The following is a 14,022-nucleotide window of genomic DNA, read 5'->3' on the forward strand; positions in this document are numbered from 1 at the left end:
GCAAGCGGGGAGGGGCTCTGCCGTCAGGGCGTGCGTTGTGGAGCCGTGTAGCAGGCGAACGACCGGACGATCTTGCCGGACGGCCCGAACTCGGCCGTTTCTGCCACGGTCTGGCCCTTGTGGTTCCGGTAGAGAAGGGTCACGCATTCATGCCCGCGCAGCACCTCGAGGAGCTCGAACGTGAGGTTCGGTTGGGCTTGCAGGCCAGCGCCCCAGTAGGAGCGCAGGGCGGGAATGCCGATCAGGCGGCCGCTCCCCACCCTTTGCCGGGCAATCGGCGACAGGAAGACGATCTCGTCGGCGTAGTGCGCAAGGATCCGCTCGAGGTCGTGGCTGTTCCAGGCTTCGATCCACTCCTGCGCGAAGGCGCGCGCCTCATCGTCCGTCACTGGACCCATCCTCACTCCGGCAGGGGAATGAACTCGCTTTCGCCGGGCACGACCTCGAACCGGCCGGCCCGCCAGTCGGCCTTGGCCTGCTCGATGCGATCCTTGGAGCGGGAGACGAAATTCCACCACACGTAGCGCGGCCCATCCATGGGCTCCCCGCCGAAGATCATGATGCGGCAGTCGGTGACGGCGGTCACGGTGACCGGCTCGCCGGGGTTGAGGACCAGAAGGCGGGCCGGTTCGTGCACCTCGCCGCCGACGGCGATCGAGCCCTGTGCGACGTAGATGGCGCGTTCCTGGTGTTCGGCAGCAATGGGCAGCTTCGCCCCCGCCTGCAGCGCCGCGTCGGCGTAGACCATCTCGCTGAAGGTGCGCACCGGCGACGTCTCGCCCCACAGGGACCCCGCGATCAGGCGCACCTGCTTGCCTTCCGCCGAGAGCGTCGGCAGGTCCGCGGCCGACAGGTGGGCGAAGCCCGGATCGGTCTCCTCGTGGCGCTCGGGCAGGGCGATCCAGGACTGGATGCCGAACAGTTTGGCTTCGGTTTGCCGGACCTCGGGCGCCGTGCGCTCCGAATGGACGATGCCGCGCCCGGCCGTCATCCAGTTCACCTCGCCGGGGTCGATGGCCTGCACGACCCCCAGGCTGTCGCGATGCAGGATCTGGCCCTCGAACAGGTAGGTCAGCGTGGCGAGCCCGATATGGGGATGGGGCCGCACGTCGATGCCCGTACCGGCCTTGAACACCGACGGCCCCATCTGGTCCCAGAAGATGAACGGTCCGACCATCTGGCGGCGCGCCGAGGGCAGCGCGCGGCGCACCTCGAACCCGCCGAGGTCGCGGGCGCGCGGCACGATGACGGTCTCGACGGCGGGGGCATCGTGGTCGTCGGCGGGGTCGAGCGGGCCGGTGTTGAACTGGGTCATGGCGGGTCCTGTCAACGAAGGCTGATCATTGCTGACTCAATCATCTAAAGGTAATTCTCCCGTATGGCCGTACCGGGGCAGTGCCCTATCGATCATTCTCTTGAAATGATTCCAGTCCGATGAAGCCCGCATCAACGTGATTATAGAAGCCAGGTGTTCCCGTAGTCGAGGGTCGCCAACATCTTCTGTTAGCCATTGAAAGTGTTTATGCTTACGTTGGCCAGATGGCATCCGGGGATTTTTACGCTTCAATTCTTCGAGAACGCCTGGAGCGAGCCGCTCGTACACGATATCGTTGGTATACCTACCAACAACTCCTGGTCTCTGAAGTATCGAACTCGCCCTGAAATCCCACCCTCGCAGCCGAAACATCTGCTTGTAAAACTCGTCGGGAAAAGTTTTAGCCCACTTTCGCAGCTCTTCAGATATAAACCGCTCAAGGATATCATTTAGGGCACGACGGGCCCGAACTTCTTGGTATCCTGTAGCCTCATCAACGAGAGCAATGATTCCCACGTGAGCCAAAGCGCGAATGAGTATATCCGCCTGAACAGCAACGTGCTTTTGGTTTGACGGGAGAACGCCAGCGTCTCTTGCCTTTAGATAAACCTCGCAAACCATCGGCAGAATTTCTGCTCTATACCCGCTAGCCATGCCTCCGGAATCTAATCTAAACTGAACTGGTCTGCTTTTTTCAAACAATTCCTGAGGAATAAACGGGTTAATCGCCTTGCCCTGTAGAATAGCAGGTATTCTCTCGTCCCCCCCTTCGCTCCGAACGTTGGCTTTACGATGCCTGCCAATTGCTTCGAGGAAGCTAGCTTGCGTGAGTACCCGAGTCTCGTCATCTAAGACGTAGGCTTGAATTCTAGTCTCGCCGATAATCAGCGGCTTTTCCGCTGATCCGAAGATGGCTTCAGGTACCGCTCTATTCCATCTTGCATCAGCAGCCTTGCGAGCAATCTCCTTCCTTCGTTGCCCGGATAGAGACTCGGCGCGGGCACGTGCGGCTTTGGCCTTCACGTCATGCAAATCGCTCATCCAATACTCCCATGCTAGCAAACGACTCCTGCAAGCATAATGCTTGCAAATTGAGTGTGCAAGCATCTCCTCGGACAACCCGCCTCAATGAGCAATTGCCTTTCGCCCGCCGCATCTACGAGCTAACTGGGCACTCCTGTCCTCTGGAGTCGTCCATGTTCGAGATCCTGCCCGGCGAGTTCATCGAGGAGCGCGACGTGCTGGCGCTCGTGGCGCTCGCCTCGGGCGGCGTCACGCCGCAGGATTCGCGGACGCTCCAGGTCTACGAGCGTCTGCGGCGTCTCGGGCTGGCCCAGCGGGGCGATGCCGCCAACGACGACTGGGCGCTGCCGGCCTTCGGCCTGACCGACGACGGGATGACGGCCCTGCGCTTCCACTGGACGGCCATCGCCGAGATGATCGAGCGCCTGGCACGCGAGCGCCGCGGCTGAACCGCTGCGGAACGATCGCGGTCGTGCTGCGTTGCAGCATGGGCTCTCGCACAAGCGAGGGCGGACTCACCTCGAAAGGGGAAACCATGGCAGACGACAAGCAGAAGTTTCGCACGGGGATCCATCGCGCCGAGGAGCGCGCGGGCATCGCCGACACGAGCGCCGGCGCCGAGGCGATCGGCGAGGGCGTGTCCCGCATGGCGGAGCAGACCTCGACATTCGCCCAGGACTCCCTGCGGGGGTTCGGCGCAGTGTCCGACGCGAGCATCGCGCTGGCGTCGACGTTCCAGGACGTGTCGCGTGAGATGGCCTCGATCGTCGAGGACGGCTGGCGCCATCACATGGACGGGATGAGCACGCTTGCCTCCTGCCGGACCATGCCCGAACTGATGGCCGCCCAGGCCGCCTTCGCCAAGCAGAGCCTCGACCGCGCCATGGAGGCGCAGCGGCGCCTGGCCGAGGTCGTGCTCCGCTCGGCCCGTTCGGCCGGGGACACCGTCACCTCCGCGGCCCAGGCCGGCATGGAGCGGGCCGCCTGAACCGGATTGATCGCCTCCCGGCGCGCCCCTAAACAGGGACGGGGGGCGGCACGGGGCCGCTCCGCGCCTCACGGGGGCGAGCCGGCGTGATCGACAAGTTCGAGTACCTGCTGGCGCTTGCCGCCGAGCATCACTTCGGCCGCGCCGCGGAAACCTGCGGCGTGACCCAGCAGACGCTGTCGGCCGGGATCAAGCACCTGGAGGAGCGCCTCGGCGTGCTCCTGGTGCAGCGCGGATCGCGCTTCCAGGGCTTCACGCCCGAGGGAGAACGCGTCCTGGCCTATGCGCGCCGCATCGTCGCCGACAACCGGGCGCTGCTCCAGGAAATCGGATCGCTCAAGCGCGGCCTCACCGGGCATCTGCGGCTGGCCGCGATCCCCACCGCCCTGCCCATGGTGGCGCGGCTGACGACGCCCTACCGGCGCAGGCACCCCGGGGTGCGCTTCTCGATCCGCTCGCAGACCTCCGTGGAGATCCTCGAAGCGCTGAAGAACCTCGAGATCGACGCGGGCCTGACCTATGTCGACAACGAGCCTGTCGGCCGTGTCACCACGATCCCCCTCTACGCCGAGAGCTACCGCCTGCTGACGGCCCCCAACGGCGTCCTCGGCGACCGGGCGTCGGTGACGTGGGCCGAACTCGCCGACGTGCCGCTGTGCCTGCTCACGCCCGACATGCAGAACCGGCGCATCATCGACCAGCATTTGCGGGCCGCTGGCGCCGAGCCCGCGCCGACGCTGGAGTCCAACTCCATGATCGTGCTCATGACCCATGTGCGCACGGGCGAGTGGGCGAGCGTCATGCCGGCGGTCCTCGCCGAGACCCTCGGCCTGGACGCGATCGTTCGGGCCATCCCCATCGTCGAGCCAGACGTGTCCTACAAGATCGGCCTCGTCGTCCCCGAACGCGAACCGCCCCTGCTCATGGTGTCGGCCCTGGTGGCGCAGGCGCGTGCGCTCGCGGCCGAATTCAAGGCCAGCTAACCCTCGCGCCCACCTCTCTGTCCAGCCGGCTTGACAGACACCGTTTGTCAACCCACGGCGCCGCTTGATTGAACCCGTTGCGGGACTTTGCTTCCGTGCAGGGGCGTACAAGCGTCGAAAGGGACGGAAACCATGCAGCGGCCCGAGCCGTGGAATGCCGCACGGGCCAGCGAGATCATCGCGGGACTGTCCGGGCTGGAAGGAGCGACGCTCCCGATCCTGCATGCCCTCCAGGACGCCTTCGGCCATGTTCCCGACGCCGCGGTCCCCCTGGTCGCCGACGCACTCGCCCTGTCCCGGGCCGAGGTGCATGGTTGCCTGACGTTCTACCACGACTTCCGCCGCGCTCCCGCCGGCCGCCACGTCGTCAAGATCTGCCGCGCCGAGGCCTGCCAGTCCGTGGGCGGGGAGCAGGCCGCCGCCGACCTGCTCTCGCGCCTCGGCATCGACTGGCATGGCACAACCGCCGACGGCGCTCTCACGGTCGAGCCGGTCTATTGCCTCGGGCTGTGTGCCTGCGGGCCCGCCGCCCTGGTGGACGGCGTCCCGGTGGGGCGCGCCGACGCTGACGCGGTGCTCGCGACGATCGAGGAGCACGCGCCGTGACCCGCATCTTCGTCCCGAAGGATGCCGCCGCCCTCGCGCTCGGCGCCGATCGCGTCGCCCGGGCGCTCGCCGACGCGGCGGCCAGGCTCGGGCACGTCATCGAGATCGTGCGCACCGGATCGCGCGGGGCCGTGTGGCTGGAACCGCTCGTGGAGGTGGAGACCGCCGCGGGACGGGTGGCCTACGGTCCGGTCGCGCCGCGCGACGTCGCCGGGCTCCTGGAGGCGGGCCTGCTCGACGGCGGCGCCCATGCCCTGCGGCTCGGAAACCCGGATGGCATTCCCTGGCTGGCGCGCCAGCAGCGGCTCACCTTTGCGCGCTGCGGCGTCGTCGATCCGCTCTCGCTCGCGGACTATCGCGCGAACGGCGGGCTCGCCGGCCTGGAAAAGGCGATCGCCCTCGCGCCGGCCGACATGGTCGAGGCGGTCAAGGCCTCCGGGCTGCGCGGCCGCGGCGGAGCCGGCTTTCCGACCGGGATCAAGTGGAACACGGTCCGGACCGCGTCGGCGGACCGCAAATACGTGGTCTGCAACGCCGACGAGGGCGACAGTGGCACCTTCGCCGATCGCATTCTCATCGAGGGCGATCCGTTCACACTCATCGAAGGCATGGCCATCGCCGGCCTGGCGGTGGGCGCGACGAAGGGCTTCATCTACCTGCGCTCGGAATACCCTCACGCCTTCGCCACGCTGAACGAAGCCATTCGGGTGGCCGAGCAGGCCGGGATCCTCGGCGACGACGTCATGGGCAGCGGCAAGACGTTCCGCCTCGAGGCGCGGCTCGGGGCCGGGGCCTATATCTGCGGCGAGGAGACGGCGCTGCTCGAAAGCCTGGAGGGCAAGCGCGGCGTGGTGCGCGCCAAGCCGCCGATCCCGGCGCTCCAGGGCCTTTTCGGCCGGCCGACGCTGGTCAACAACGTGCTCTCCTTCGCCGCGGTGCCGTGGATCCTCGCGCATGGGGCGAAGGCCTATGCCGACTACGGCATGGGCCGGTCGCGCGGCACCATGCCCGTGCAACTCGCCGGCAACGTCGCGCGCGGTGGCCTCGTGGAACTCGCCTTCGGGGTGACGCTGCGCCAGATCGTCGAGGATTTCGGTGGCGGCACCCGGTCAAGCCGGCCCATCCGCGCCGTCCAGGTCGGCGGGCCGCTCGGCGCTTACTTTCCGGCCACCATGCTCGACCTGCCGCTCGACTACGAGGCGCTGGCCGCGGCCAAGGGCATGCTGGGGCATGGTGGCATCGTCGTGTTCGACGACACGGTCGACATGGCCGCCCAGGCGCGCTTCGCCTTCGACTTCTGCGCCGTGGAGTCCTGCGGCAAGTGCACGCCCTGCCGCATCGGCGCGGTGCGCGGGCGCGAGACGATGGACCGGGTGATCGCCGGCGAGAGCCCGGCCGCCCATCTCGCGCTCGTCGAGGACCTCTGCGAGCTGATGACGGACGGGTCGCTCTGCGCCATGGGCGGGCTCACGCCGCTGCCTGTGCTGAGCGCCATCCGCCATTTCCCCGAAGACTTCGGCCGCGGCGGATCGCTGCCGGCCGCCGCCGAATAGAGCGGGAGGACGCCATGGGCCTGATGAAGGAACTGGACACCGGGACCCCCATCCGCGTGGCCGCGCAGACCGTGACCCTCACCATCGACGGGCAGAGCGTCAGCGTGCCGGCCGGGACGTCCGTCATGGCCGCGGCCATGACGATGGGCACCAAGATCCCCAAGCTCTGCGCGACCGACATGCTGGAGCCCTTCGGCTCGTGCCGGCTCTGTCTCGTCGAGATCGAGGGCCGGCGCGGCACGCCCGCGTCCTGCACGACGCCGTCCGAGGACGGCATGGTCGTCCACACCCACACGCCCAAGCTCGCCAAGCTGCGCAAGGGCGTGATGGAGCTCTACATCTCCGACCATCCGCTCGACTGCCTGACCTGCGCCTCCAACGGCGACTGCGAGCTGCAGGACATGGCGGGGGCGGTGGGCCTGCGCGAGGTGCGGTACGGGGAGGGCGAGAACCACGTCGCCCCCGCGTCCGACCGCTTCCTGCCGAAGGACACCTCGAACCCCTATTTCACCTACGACCCGTCGAAGTGCATCGTCTGCAACCGCTGCGTCCGGGCCTGCGAAGAGGTGCAGGGCACCTTCGCGCTGACCATCGAGGGGCGGGGCTTCGACAGCCGGGTCTCGCCGGGCGGCACCGACTTCTTCGGCTCCGAATGCGTGTCCTGCGGGGCTTGCGTGCAGGCCTGCCCGACGGCGACTCTGGTCGAGAACACCGTCATCGAGAAGGGACAGCCGGAACGCGCGGTGGTGACCACCTGCGCCTATTGCGGCGTCGGCTGCTCGTTCCGCGCCGAGATGCAGGGCGACACGCTGGTCCGCATGGTCCCGTCCAAGGGCGGCAAGGCCAACGAAGGACATTCCTGCGTGAAGGGCCGGTTCGCGTGGGGCTACGCCACGCACAAGGACCGCATCACCAGGCCGATGGTTCGCGACCGGATCACCGATCCGTGGCGGGAGGTCTCCTGGCAGGAGGCGCTCGGCCGCGCCGCCTCCGAGTTCCGGCGCATCCAGGCGCAGTACGGCAAGGACGCCATCGGCGGCATCACCTCCTCGCGCTGCACCAACGAGGAGACCTACCTCGTCCAGAAACTCATCCGCGCCGGCTTCGGCAACAACAACGTCGACACCTGCGCCCGCGTCTGCCATTCGCCCACGGGCTACGGCCTCAAGACGACGTTCGGCACGTCGGCCGGCACGCAGGATTTCAAGTCGGTCGCCAAGGCCGACGTCGTCCTGGTGATCGGCGCCAATCCCACGGACGGGCACCCGGTCTTCGCCTCGCGGCTGAAGAAGCGGCTGCGACAGGGGGCGAAGCTCATCGTCGCCGATCCGCGCCGGATCGACCTCGTGAAGGGCCCGCACGTGAGGGCCGAGCACCACCTGCAGCTGGTGCCCGGGACGAACGTGGCGCTGATGAACGCCATCGCCCACGTCATCGTCACCGAGGGGCTGGTGGACGAGCGCTACGTCCGCGAGCGCTGCGACCTCGGCGACTTCGAGAGTTGGGCGCGTTTCGTGGCGGAGGACCGGCATTCGCCCGAGGCGACAGAGGCGGTGACGGGCGTGCCGGCCGCCGAGGTGCGCGCCGCCGCGCGGCTCTACGCGACGGGCGGCAACGGGGCGATCTACTACGGTCTCGGCGTCACCGAGCACAGCCAGGGCTCGACCATGGTCATGGCGATGGCCAACCTGGCCATGGCGACCGGCAACATCGGGCGCGAGGGCGTGGGCGTGAACCCGCTGCGCGGCCAGAACAACGTGCAGGGCTCCTGCGACATGGGCTCGTTCCCGCACGAGCTGCCTGGCTACCGCCACGTCTCGGACGATGCGACGCGCGAGAGCTTCGAGGCGCTGTGGGGCGTGACGCTGTCGTCCGATCCCGGGATGCGCATCCCCAACATGCTGGACGAGGCCGTCGCCGGCACGTTCAAGGGGATCTACATCCAGGGCGAGGACATCGTGCAGTCCGATCCCGACACGCAGCACGTGGTCGCGGGCCTGGAGGCGATGGAATGCGTCGTCATCCAGGACATCTTCCTGAACGAGACGGCGAAATACGCGCACGTCTTCCTGCCGGGGTCCTCCTTCCTGGAGAAGGACGGCACCTTCACCAATGCCGAGCGCCGCATCAACCGCGTGCGCAAGGTGATGGCGCCGCTCGGCGGCATGGCGGACTGGGAGGTCACCATCGCCTTCGCCGAGGCGCTCGGCGTTCCCATGCACTACGGCCACCCGTCTGAGATCATGGACGAGATCGCAGCGCTGACGCCCAGTTTCGCCGGCGTCTCCTACGCGCTGCTCGAGGAGAAGGGCTCCGTGCAGTGGCCCTGCAACGCGGCGGCGCCCGAGGGTACGCCGATCATGCATGTCGACCGCTTCGTGCGCGGCAAGGGCAAGTTCATGATCACCGAGTTCGTGGCCACCGAGGAGAGGACGGGGCCGCGCTTCCCGCTGATCCTGACCACGGGCCGCATCCTGTCGCAGTACAATGTCGGGGCGCAGACCCGGCGTACCGCGAACAGCCGCTGGCATGAAGAGGACGTGCTGGAGATCCATCCCTTCGACGCCGAGCAGCGCGGCATCGTGGAGGGGGACCTCGTCTCGGTCGCCAGTCGCTCGGGAGACATCGCGCTCCATGCCGTAATCAGCGAGCGCATGCAGCCGGGCGTCGTCTACACGACCTTCCACCACGCCAAGAGCGGCGCCAACGTCATCACGACGGAATTCTCCGACTGGGCCACGAACTGCCCTGAGTACAAGGTTACGGCCGTCCAGGTGCGCCGGACCAACCGCCCCTCGGACTGGCAGCTCCGCTTCGAGCAGGAGGACGAGGCGCTGCGGCGCATCGGCCCGGCTCTCGACGCCGCGGAGTAGGGCGATGGACACCGCCAAGCTCGCCCGCATGGGCAACCAGATCGCCGCCTTCTTCCGCTCCTACCCGGAGGAGCAGGCGGTCGCGAGCATCCGCGACCACGTCCGCCAGTTCTGGACGCCGAAGATGCGCGAGACGGCGCGCGCCGCCTGCGAACGCGGGGAGGGCGGGTTCGACCCGCTGGTCGTCAGGGCGCTGGTGGAGCGGGAGAGGGTTTGAGCGGCCGAACCGTTCTGCGTCCTTCGACACGCCGGCGTCGGCGGCGGCTCAGAGCTTGTGAACCTTTCTCCAAACAGCTCCCACGCCCCTCATCCTGAGCCACGGCCCGCAGGGCCGTGAGTCGAAGGACGCACAAGAGGGCCGCTGAACCAGTCTGCGTCCTTCGACTCGGCCGCTTTGCGGCCGGCTCAGGATGAGGGAGATGGTGGCTAGGATAGATTCACCGGCCCCGAGCAGGCCGCGCAGCGGCCGTGTCGAAGGACGCAGGATCGGCCCGTCGCTCACCCCTCCAGCGCGCAGACCCATAGCGATGGGGCCGGGAACTCCAGCCAGTGGTCGCCGCCGGCGAGCTTGGTCGTGGAGAAGGTGCGGACCTGGAGGTCGCCGCGCTTGAACAGGAGCTCGTAGCGTTCGCCCAGATACATCTCGGCGGCGAGTGTCATCTTGAGGCGGTTGGGGCCGGGGCCGTCGGCGACGCGGATGCGTTCGAGGCGGATCACGCCAGCGGACTTGCCGCCGTCGGCGAGGGGGCCGCAGGCGATGCCCGACAGGGTCTCGCCGCCGATGTCGAGGATGGCCGCGCCGCCGGGTCCCACCTTCGCAATGCCAGGCAGGCGGGTGTTGGCGCCCATGAACTCGGCCGCGAACAGCGACACGGGCTTGGCGTACATCTCCTCGGGCGTGCCCTGCTGCTCCACCACGCCGCCGTTGAGCAGCAGGATGCGGTCGGCCATGGCCATGGCCTCGACCTGGTCGTGGGTGACGCAGAGCGCGGAGAGGCCGAGGTCGCTGATGAGCTGGCGCAACCAGACGCGCGCTTCCTCGCGCAGCTTGGCGTCGAGGTTGGAGAGCGGCTCGTCGAGCAGGATCACGGGCGGCTCGTAGACCAGCGCGCGCGCCAGCGCCACGCGCTGCTGCTGACCGCCGGAGAGCTGGTGCGGGTAGCGCTCGCCCAGATGGCCGATGCCGATGCTTTCCAGCGCGCGGGCGACCCGGGACTTCACGTCCGCGCCCGAGACCTTCCGCAGCTTCAGCGGGTAGGCGACGTTCTCGAAGACGGTCTTGTGCGGCCACAGCGCGTAGGACTGGAAGACCAGGCCGAGGCCACGCTCCTCAGGCGCCAGGTTGAGGCCGGCCGCGCCGTCGAAGAAGGGCTTGCCCGCGATCGAGATCTTGCCGGCAAAGGGCTCCTCCAGGCCGGCCACGCAGCGCAGCAGCGTGGTCTTGCCGGAGCCCGAGGGACCGAGCAGGGCGACGATCTGGCCCTTCTCGACCGAGAGCGAGACGCCCTTGAGGATGTCGAGCGCGCCGTAGCGCAGCTTCAGGTTCTCGATGACGAGGTCAGCCATGGAGGCGCACTCCCAGACGCAGGGCGAGGGCCAGGCCCGCCGAGATGATCAGGATGTTGATGACGGCGAGCGCCGAGACGAGGTCGATGGCGCCGGTTCCCCACAGGGACACCATGAGCGAGCCGATGATCTCGGTGCCGGGGCCCAGGAGGTAGATGCCGGTGGAGTATTCACGCACGAAGATGAGGAAGATCAGCAGCCAGGCGGCCAGCATGCCGGACTTCACCAGGGGCAGGGTGACGTCGCGGGCGACGCGGCCCTGCGAGGCGCCGACCGAGCGTCCGGCCTCCTCCAGCTCCGTGCCGATCTGCAGCATGGTGCCGGCGACGAGGCGGGTGCCGTAGGCGAGCCACACCGTGGTGTAGGCCACCCACACCGAGAACAGCGTGGCCCGGAACGGTGCCAGCGGCTTGATGAAGAGGAACAGCCAGAGCATCGCCAGACCGGCGACGAGGCCGGGCATGGCGCGCGGGATCATGATCAGGTAGTCGGCGAGCCGCGTCCAGCCCGAGTTCCACCGGTGCATGGCGAGCGCCACGGCCGTGTAGCAGGCCACCGACAGAGCCCCGCCGACGACGCCGATCAGGATCGTGTTGACGATCGCGTTGATGGCGTTGGGGTAGTCCACGAGGTCGCGGTAGTGGGCCAGCGTGAGCACCTCGGAAAGGTGCACGCCTTCGCCCCAGGTGGTCACGACCGAGCGGATGGCGATGCCGATGACCGGGATGCCGACGCTCACCATGAACCAGGTGAGGATGAGCGCGAAGGCCGGCCAGCGCAGGGCACCGAGCCGCAGCGGGGCCCGCTTGGCGGCCTTGCCGCGGATCGAGACGTAGCGGTTGGCGGACTTCAGCAGCCAGCGCTGCAGGCCGACCAGGGGGATGGCGATGAGGATGATCGCGACCACCACGACGGCCATCAGCTGGTAGGAGGGCACGCCGAGCTTGTTGGTGAGCTTGTAGAGGTAGGTGGCCAGCACCAGGATGCCCTTGGGATCGCCCAGCACCAGCGGCAGGCCGAAGAGCTCGAAACCCAGGAAGAACACCAGCACGGCGGCGTAGAGCACGGCCGGCGTCACCATCGGCAGGCTGACCGTCAGCGCCACGCGCCAGGGCGAGGCCCCGGTCGTGCGCGCGGCCTCCTCCAGGTCGGTGCCGACGTTGCGCAGCGCCGCCGCGGTGTAGAGGTAGACGTGCGGGACGTGGGTCAGGCCGGCGATGATGGTGATCGAGGCGACCGAGTAGATGTTCCAGGGCACCGTGCCCAGGATGTCCTTCACGAAGGTCGAGACGATGCCCACGGGACCCAGCGCCACGACGTAGCCGAAGGCCAGCACCACCGCCGACATGAAGATCGGCACCAGCACCAGCGGCTCCAGGAACGACTTTCCCGGTACGTCGGTGCGGGCCATCAGGAAGGCGAGCACGACCCCGAGTGGCACCGAGATCGCCGTCATGCCGGTGGCGACGATGATCGAAGTGCGCAGCGCCTCCCAGAAGTCCTCGTCGTCGAGGACGAATTCATAGGCATCCAGGCTGAAATGGACCCGCGGCGCGAAGAACGGCGCGTCGAGAAAGCTCTGGTAGACGATCAACCCGATGGGGGCGAGCACGGCCGAGGCCATGATCGCGATGACCGCCAGGCGGAACACGGCGAAGGGCATGACGGGTCTCCCGGCGCGGAACGGTTGTCTGAAAGCGGAACTGGATGGCTGGTGCGTCTCCCTCCCCTGCAGGGGAGGGTGGATCGCGCGAAGCGCGAGACGGGTGGGGACGATGCCGGGCGTGATGGACAATCCCGGGGCCGTCCCCGGCATCGCGCATTGTCCTGAACCCGGTTCCCCACCCCCGGCCTGCGGCCGGCTCCCTCCCCTGCAGGGGAGGGAAGGCGCTTTTCGCCCTGCGATGCAGGCTCCGACGGCGGTGGCGTGAGCCTCAATTGCCCTTGAGGGCGGCCTGCCACTGCTTCAGGAACTTCAGGCGCTTGGTAGCGTCGAGGTTCGACGACAGGTCGTCGTCGATCTTGATCGGCCGGATCTTGTCGCCGACGACGGCCTTCACCTTGGCCACCGTGGCCTCGCCCTCGACGTCGTCGCGCAGCGAGTAGAGTTCGGCCTGGTTGGCGATGATCGTCTGGCCGCGCTTCGACAGCAGGTAGTCGAGGAAGAGCTTGCCGGCGTTCGGGTTCTTGGCCTTGCCGGAGACGAAGGCGACGCGCGAGGCGATCAGCGTGTAGTCGTTGGGCAGCACGATGCCGATGTTCGGGTCCTTCTTGGACCGCGACAAAGCGTAGGAGCCGAACACGCCGTAGCCGATGAGGTGCTCGCCCGAGGTCACGCGCTCGATCATCGCGCCGGCCGAGGTGTAGAGCTTGATCTCGGTCTTGCCGAAGGCCTTGAAGAGGTCCCAGGCCTGCTTCCAGGCGAGGTCGTCCTGGGTGAAGAACAGATAGCCGACGCCCGAGCGCTCGGGATCGTAGGCGGTGACCTTGCCCTTGTAGGCGTCCGGCTTGGAGGTGAGCAGCTTCAGGAGGTCGGCGTGGTTCTTCGGCACGTCGCCCTCGGGAACGAGGCGCTTGTTGTAGACGATCGCCACGGGCTCGTAGGTCACGCCGTAGGCCGTGTCCTTGTAGTTCGCCCAGGACGGCAGCGAGGGCACCTCGGGCGACTTGTAGGCGGCGGCGTAGCCGTCGTTGACGAGCTTGATCTGCAGGTCCTGGGCGGAGGACCAGGTGACGTCGGCCGTGCCCTGGCCGGCGGCGGCCTCGGCGATGAAGCGGTTGTAGAGCTCGGTGGAGTTCAGGTCGTTGTACTCGACCTTGATGCCGTAGAGCGCCTCGAAATCCTTGACGAGGACGTTGGCGGCGGCGGCGTCGGTGGTGCCGTACACCACGACCTTGCCTTCCTTCTTCGCGGCATCGACGGTCGCGGAGTAGGTGGCGGGATAGCCGGCCGGGACCTGGGCGAAGGCGGCACCGGCGGTGAGCGCCAGCGCGAGGCCGGACACCAGCGGCAGAGCGAGCTTGGACATGGCTGTCTCCTTGGACTTCCTCTCCGGGATCGAGGTCCCGTTGCCGCGGTTCTAGCGGCCGAACCTGTCATCAACCTGTCGCGGCC

13 protein-coding genes are annotated in these 14,022 nt (G+C 67.8%); 7 read left to right on the forward strand and 6 right to left on the reverse strand.

Annotation, left to right across the window (positions count from 1 at the left end; translation table 11 throughout):
* Positions 1-23 precede the first annotated feature (23 nt).
* Genes Q0Q47_RS15680 through Q0Q47_RS15690 form a run of 3 tightly spaced genes read right to left on the reverse strand, consistent with a single transcriptional unit; the run spans position 24 to position 2,356 of the window.
* The gene (locus tag Q0Q47_RS15680) at positions 24-389 is read right to left on the reverse strand and encodes a nuclear transport factor 2 family protein (protein ID WP_293861685.1); all 366 of its coding nucleotides are present in this window, start codon (positions 387-389) and stop codon (positions 24-26) included.
* A gap of 11 nt (positions 390-400) precedes the next feature.
* Positions 401-1,315 carry a pirin family protein gene (locus Q0Q47_RS15685; protein ID WP_293861688.1) on the reverse strand — a complete coding sequence of 305 codons (915 nt, stop codon included), beginning with the start codon at positions 1,313-1,315 and terminating at the stop codon, positions 401-403.
* A gap of 36 nt (positions 1,316-1,351) precedes the next feature.
* Positions 1,352-2,356: a P63C domain-containing protein gene (locus tag Q0Q47_RS15690; RefSeq protein WP_293861690.1), complete on the reverse strand. Its 1,005-nt coding sequence runs from the start codon at positions 2,354-2,356 to the stop codon at positions 1,352-1,354.
* A 155-nt stretch (positions 2,357-2,511) separates the two neighbouring features.
* On the opposite strand from Q0Q47_RS15690, the gene Q0Q47_RS15695 reads away from it, so the two are divergent.
* From Q0Q47_RS15695 to Q0Q47_RS15725, 7 genes are all read left to right on the forward strand, one after another.
* Entirely contained in the window at positions 2,512-2,787 is a 276-nt protein-coding gene (locus Q0Q47_RS15695; RefSeq protein ID WP_293861693.1) for a hypothetical protein, read from the forward strand.
* Positions 2,788-2,873: 86 nt separating this feature from the next.
* Positions 2,874-3,326, forward strand: a complete 453-nt coding sequence (gene phaP, locus Q0Q47_RS15700; RefSeq protein ID WP_293861696.1) for a phasin family protein — start codon at positions 2,874-2,876, stop codon at positions 3,324-3,326.
* 86 nt (positions 3,327-3,412) lie between these two features.
* Positions 3,413-4,309 carry a LysR family transcriptional regulator gene (locus Q0Q47_RS15705; RefSeq protein ID WP_293861699.1) on the forward strand — a complete coding sequence of 299 codons (897 nt, stop codon included), beginning with the start codon at positions 3,413-3,415 and terminating at the stop codon, positions 4,307-4,309.
* Between the two features lie 132 nt (positions 4,310-4,441).
* Positions 4,442-4,915, forward strand: a complete 474-nt coding sequence (locus Q0Q47_RS15710) for a formate dehydrogenase subunit gamma (protein WP_293861702.1) — start codon at positions 4,442-4,444, stop codon at positions 4,913-4,915.
* The gene (locus Q0Q47_RS15715; RefSeq protein WP_293861705.1) at positions 4,912-6,468 is read left to right on the forward strand and encodes an NADH-ubiquinone oxidoreductase-F iron-sulfur binding region domain-containing protein; all 1,557 of its coding nucleotides are present in this window, start codon (positions 4,912-4,914) and stop codon (positions 6,466-6,468) included. Before Q0Q47_RS15710 ends, Q0Q47_RS15715 begins: the two co-directional genes overlap by 4 nt.
* Positions 6,469-6,482: 14 nt before the next feature.
* Positions 6,483-9,341, forward strand: coding sequence for a formate dehydrogenase subunit alpha (gene fdhF / locus Q0Q47_RS15720; protein WP_293861708.1), 2,859 nt, complete (start codon positions 6,483-6,485; stop codon positions 9,339-9,341).
* 4 nt (positions 9,342-9,345) lie between these two features.
* A complete protein-coding gene (locus Q0Q47_RS15725; RefSeq protein WP_293861711.1) occupies positions 9,346-9,558 on the forward strand; it encodes a formate dehydrogenase subunit delta in 213 nt (70 codons plus the stop codon).
* Positions 9,559-9,839: 281 nt separating this feature from the next.
* Here the strand turns inward: Q0Q47_RS15725 and Q0Q47_RS15730 are convergent, their stop codons facing one another.
* The 3 genes from Q0Q47_RS15730 to Q0Q47_RS15740 form a co-directional block, all read right to left on the reverse strand.
* Positions 9,840-10,907 carry an ABC transporter ATP-binding protein gene (locus tag Q0Q47_RS15730; RefSeq protein WP_293861714.1) on the reverse strand — a complete coding sequence of 356 codons (1,068 nt, stop codon included), beginning with the start codon at positions 10,905-10,907 and terminating at the stop codon, positions 9,840-9,842.
* Positions 10,900-12,570 carry an iron ABC transporter permease gene (locus tag Q0Q47_RS15735; RefSeq protein ID WP_293861717.1) on the reverse strand — a complete coding sequence of 557 codons (1,671 nt, stop codon included), beginning with the start codon at positions 12,568-12,570 and terminating at the stop codon, positions 10,900-10,902. Before Q0Q47_RS15735 ends, Q0Q47_RS15730 begins: the two co-directional genes overlap by 8 nt.
* Positions 12,571-12,841: 271 nt before the next feature.
* A complete protein-coding gene (locus tag Q0Q47_RS15740) occupies positions 12,842-13,936 on the reverse strand; it encodes an ABC transporter substrate-binding protein (RefSeq protein WP_293861720.1) in 1,095 nt (364 codons plus the stop codon).
* Positions 13,937-14,022: the final 86 nt, after the last annotated feature.

Source organism: uncultured Alsobacter sp. (genome assembly GCF_945952055.1).
Classification (GTDB): Bacteria; Pseudomonadota; Alphaproteobacteria; order Rhizobiales; family Beijerinckiaceae; genus Alsobacter.

What these genes read in the sequence shown, in the direction of transcription:
- Q0Q47_RS15685 (WP_293861688.1), bottom strand. Translation starts at nt 1,315, where the DNA reads ATGACCCAGTTCAACACCGGCCCGCTCGACCCCGCCGACGACCACGAT.
- Q0Q47_RS15690 (WP_293861690.1), bottom strand. Translation starts at nt 2,356, where the DNA reads ATGAGCGATTTGCATGACGTGAAGGCCAAAGCCGCACGTGCCCGCGCC.
- Q0Q47_RS15695 (WP_293861693.1), top strand. Translation starts at nt 2,512, where the DNA reads ATGTTCGAGATCCTGCCCGGCGAGTTCATCGAGGAGCGCGACGTGCTG.
- phaP (WP_293861696.1), top strand. Translation starts at nt 2,874, where the DNA reads ATGGCAGACGACAAGCAGAAGTTTCGCACGGGGATCCATCGCGCCGAG.
- Q0Q47_RS15710 (WP_293861702.1), top strand. Translation starts at nt 4,442, where the DNA reads ATGCAGCGGCCCGAGCCGTGGAATGCCGCACGGGCCAGCGAGATCATC.
- fdhF (WP_293861708.1), top strand. Translation starts at nt 6,483, where the DNA reads ATGGGCCTGATGAAGGAACTGGACACCGGGACCCCCATCCGCGTGGCC.
- Q0Q47_RS15725 (WP_293861711.1), top strand. Translation starts at nt 9,346, where the DNA reads ATGGACACCGCCAAGCTCGCCCGCATGGGCAACCAGATCGCCGCCTTC.
- Q0Q47_RS15730 (WP_293861714.1), bottom strand. Translation starts at nt 10,907, where the DNA reads ATGGCTGACCTCGTCATCGAGAACCTGAAGCTGCGCTACGGCGCGCTC.
- Q0Q47_RS15735 (WP_293861717.1), bottom strand. Translation starts at nt 12,570, where the DNA reads ATGCCCTTCGCCGTGTTCCGCCTGGCGGTCATCGCGATCATGGCCTCG.
- Q0Q47_RS15740 (WP_293861720.1), bottom strand. Translation starts at nt 13,936, where the DNA reads ATGTCCAAGCTCGCTCTGCCGCTGGTGTCCGGCCTCGCGCTGGCGCTC.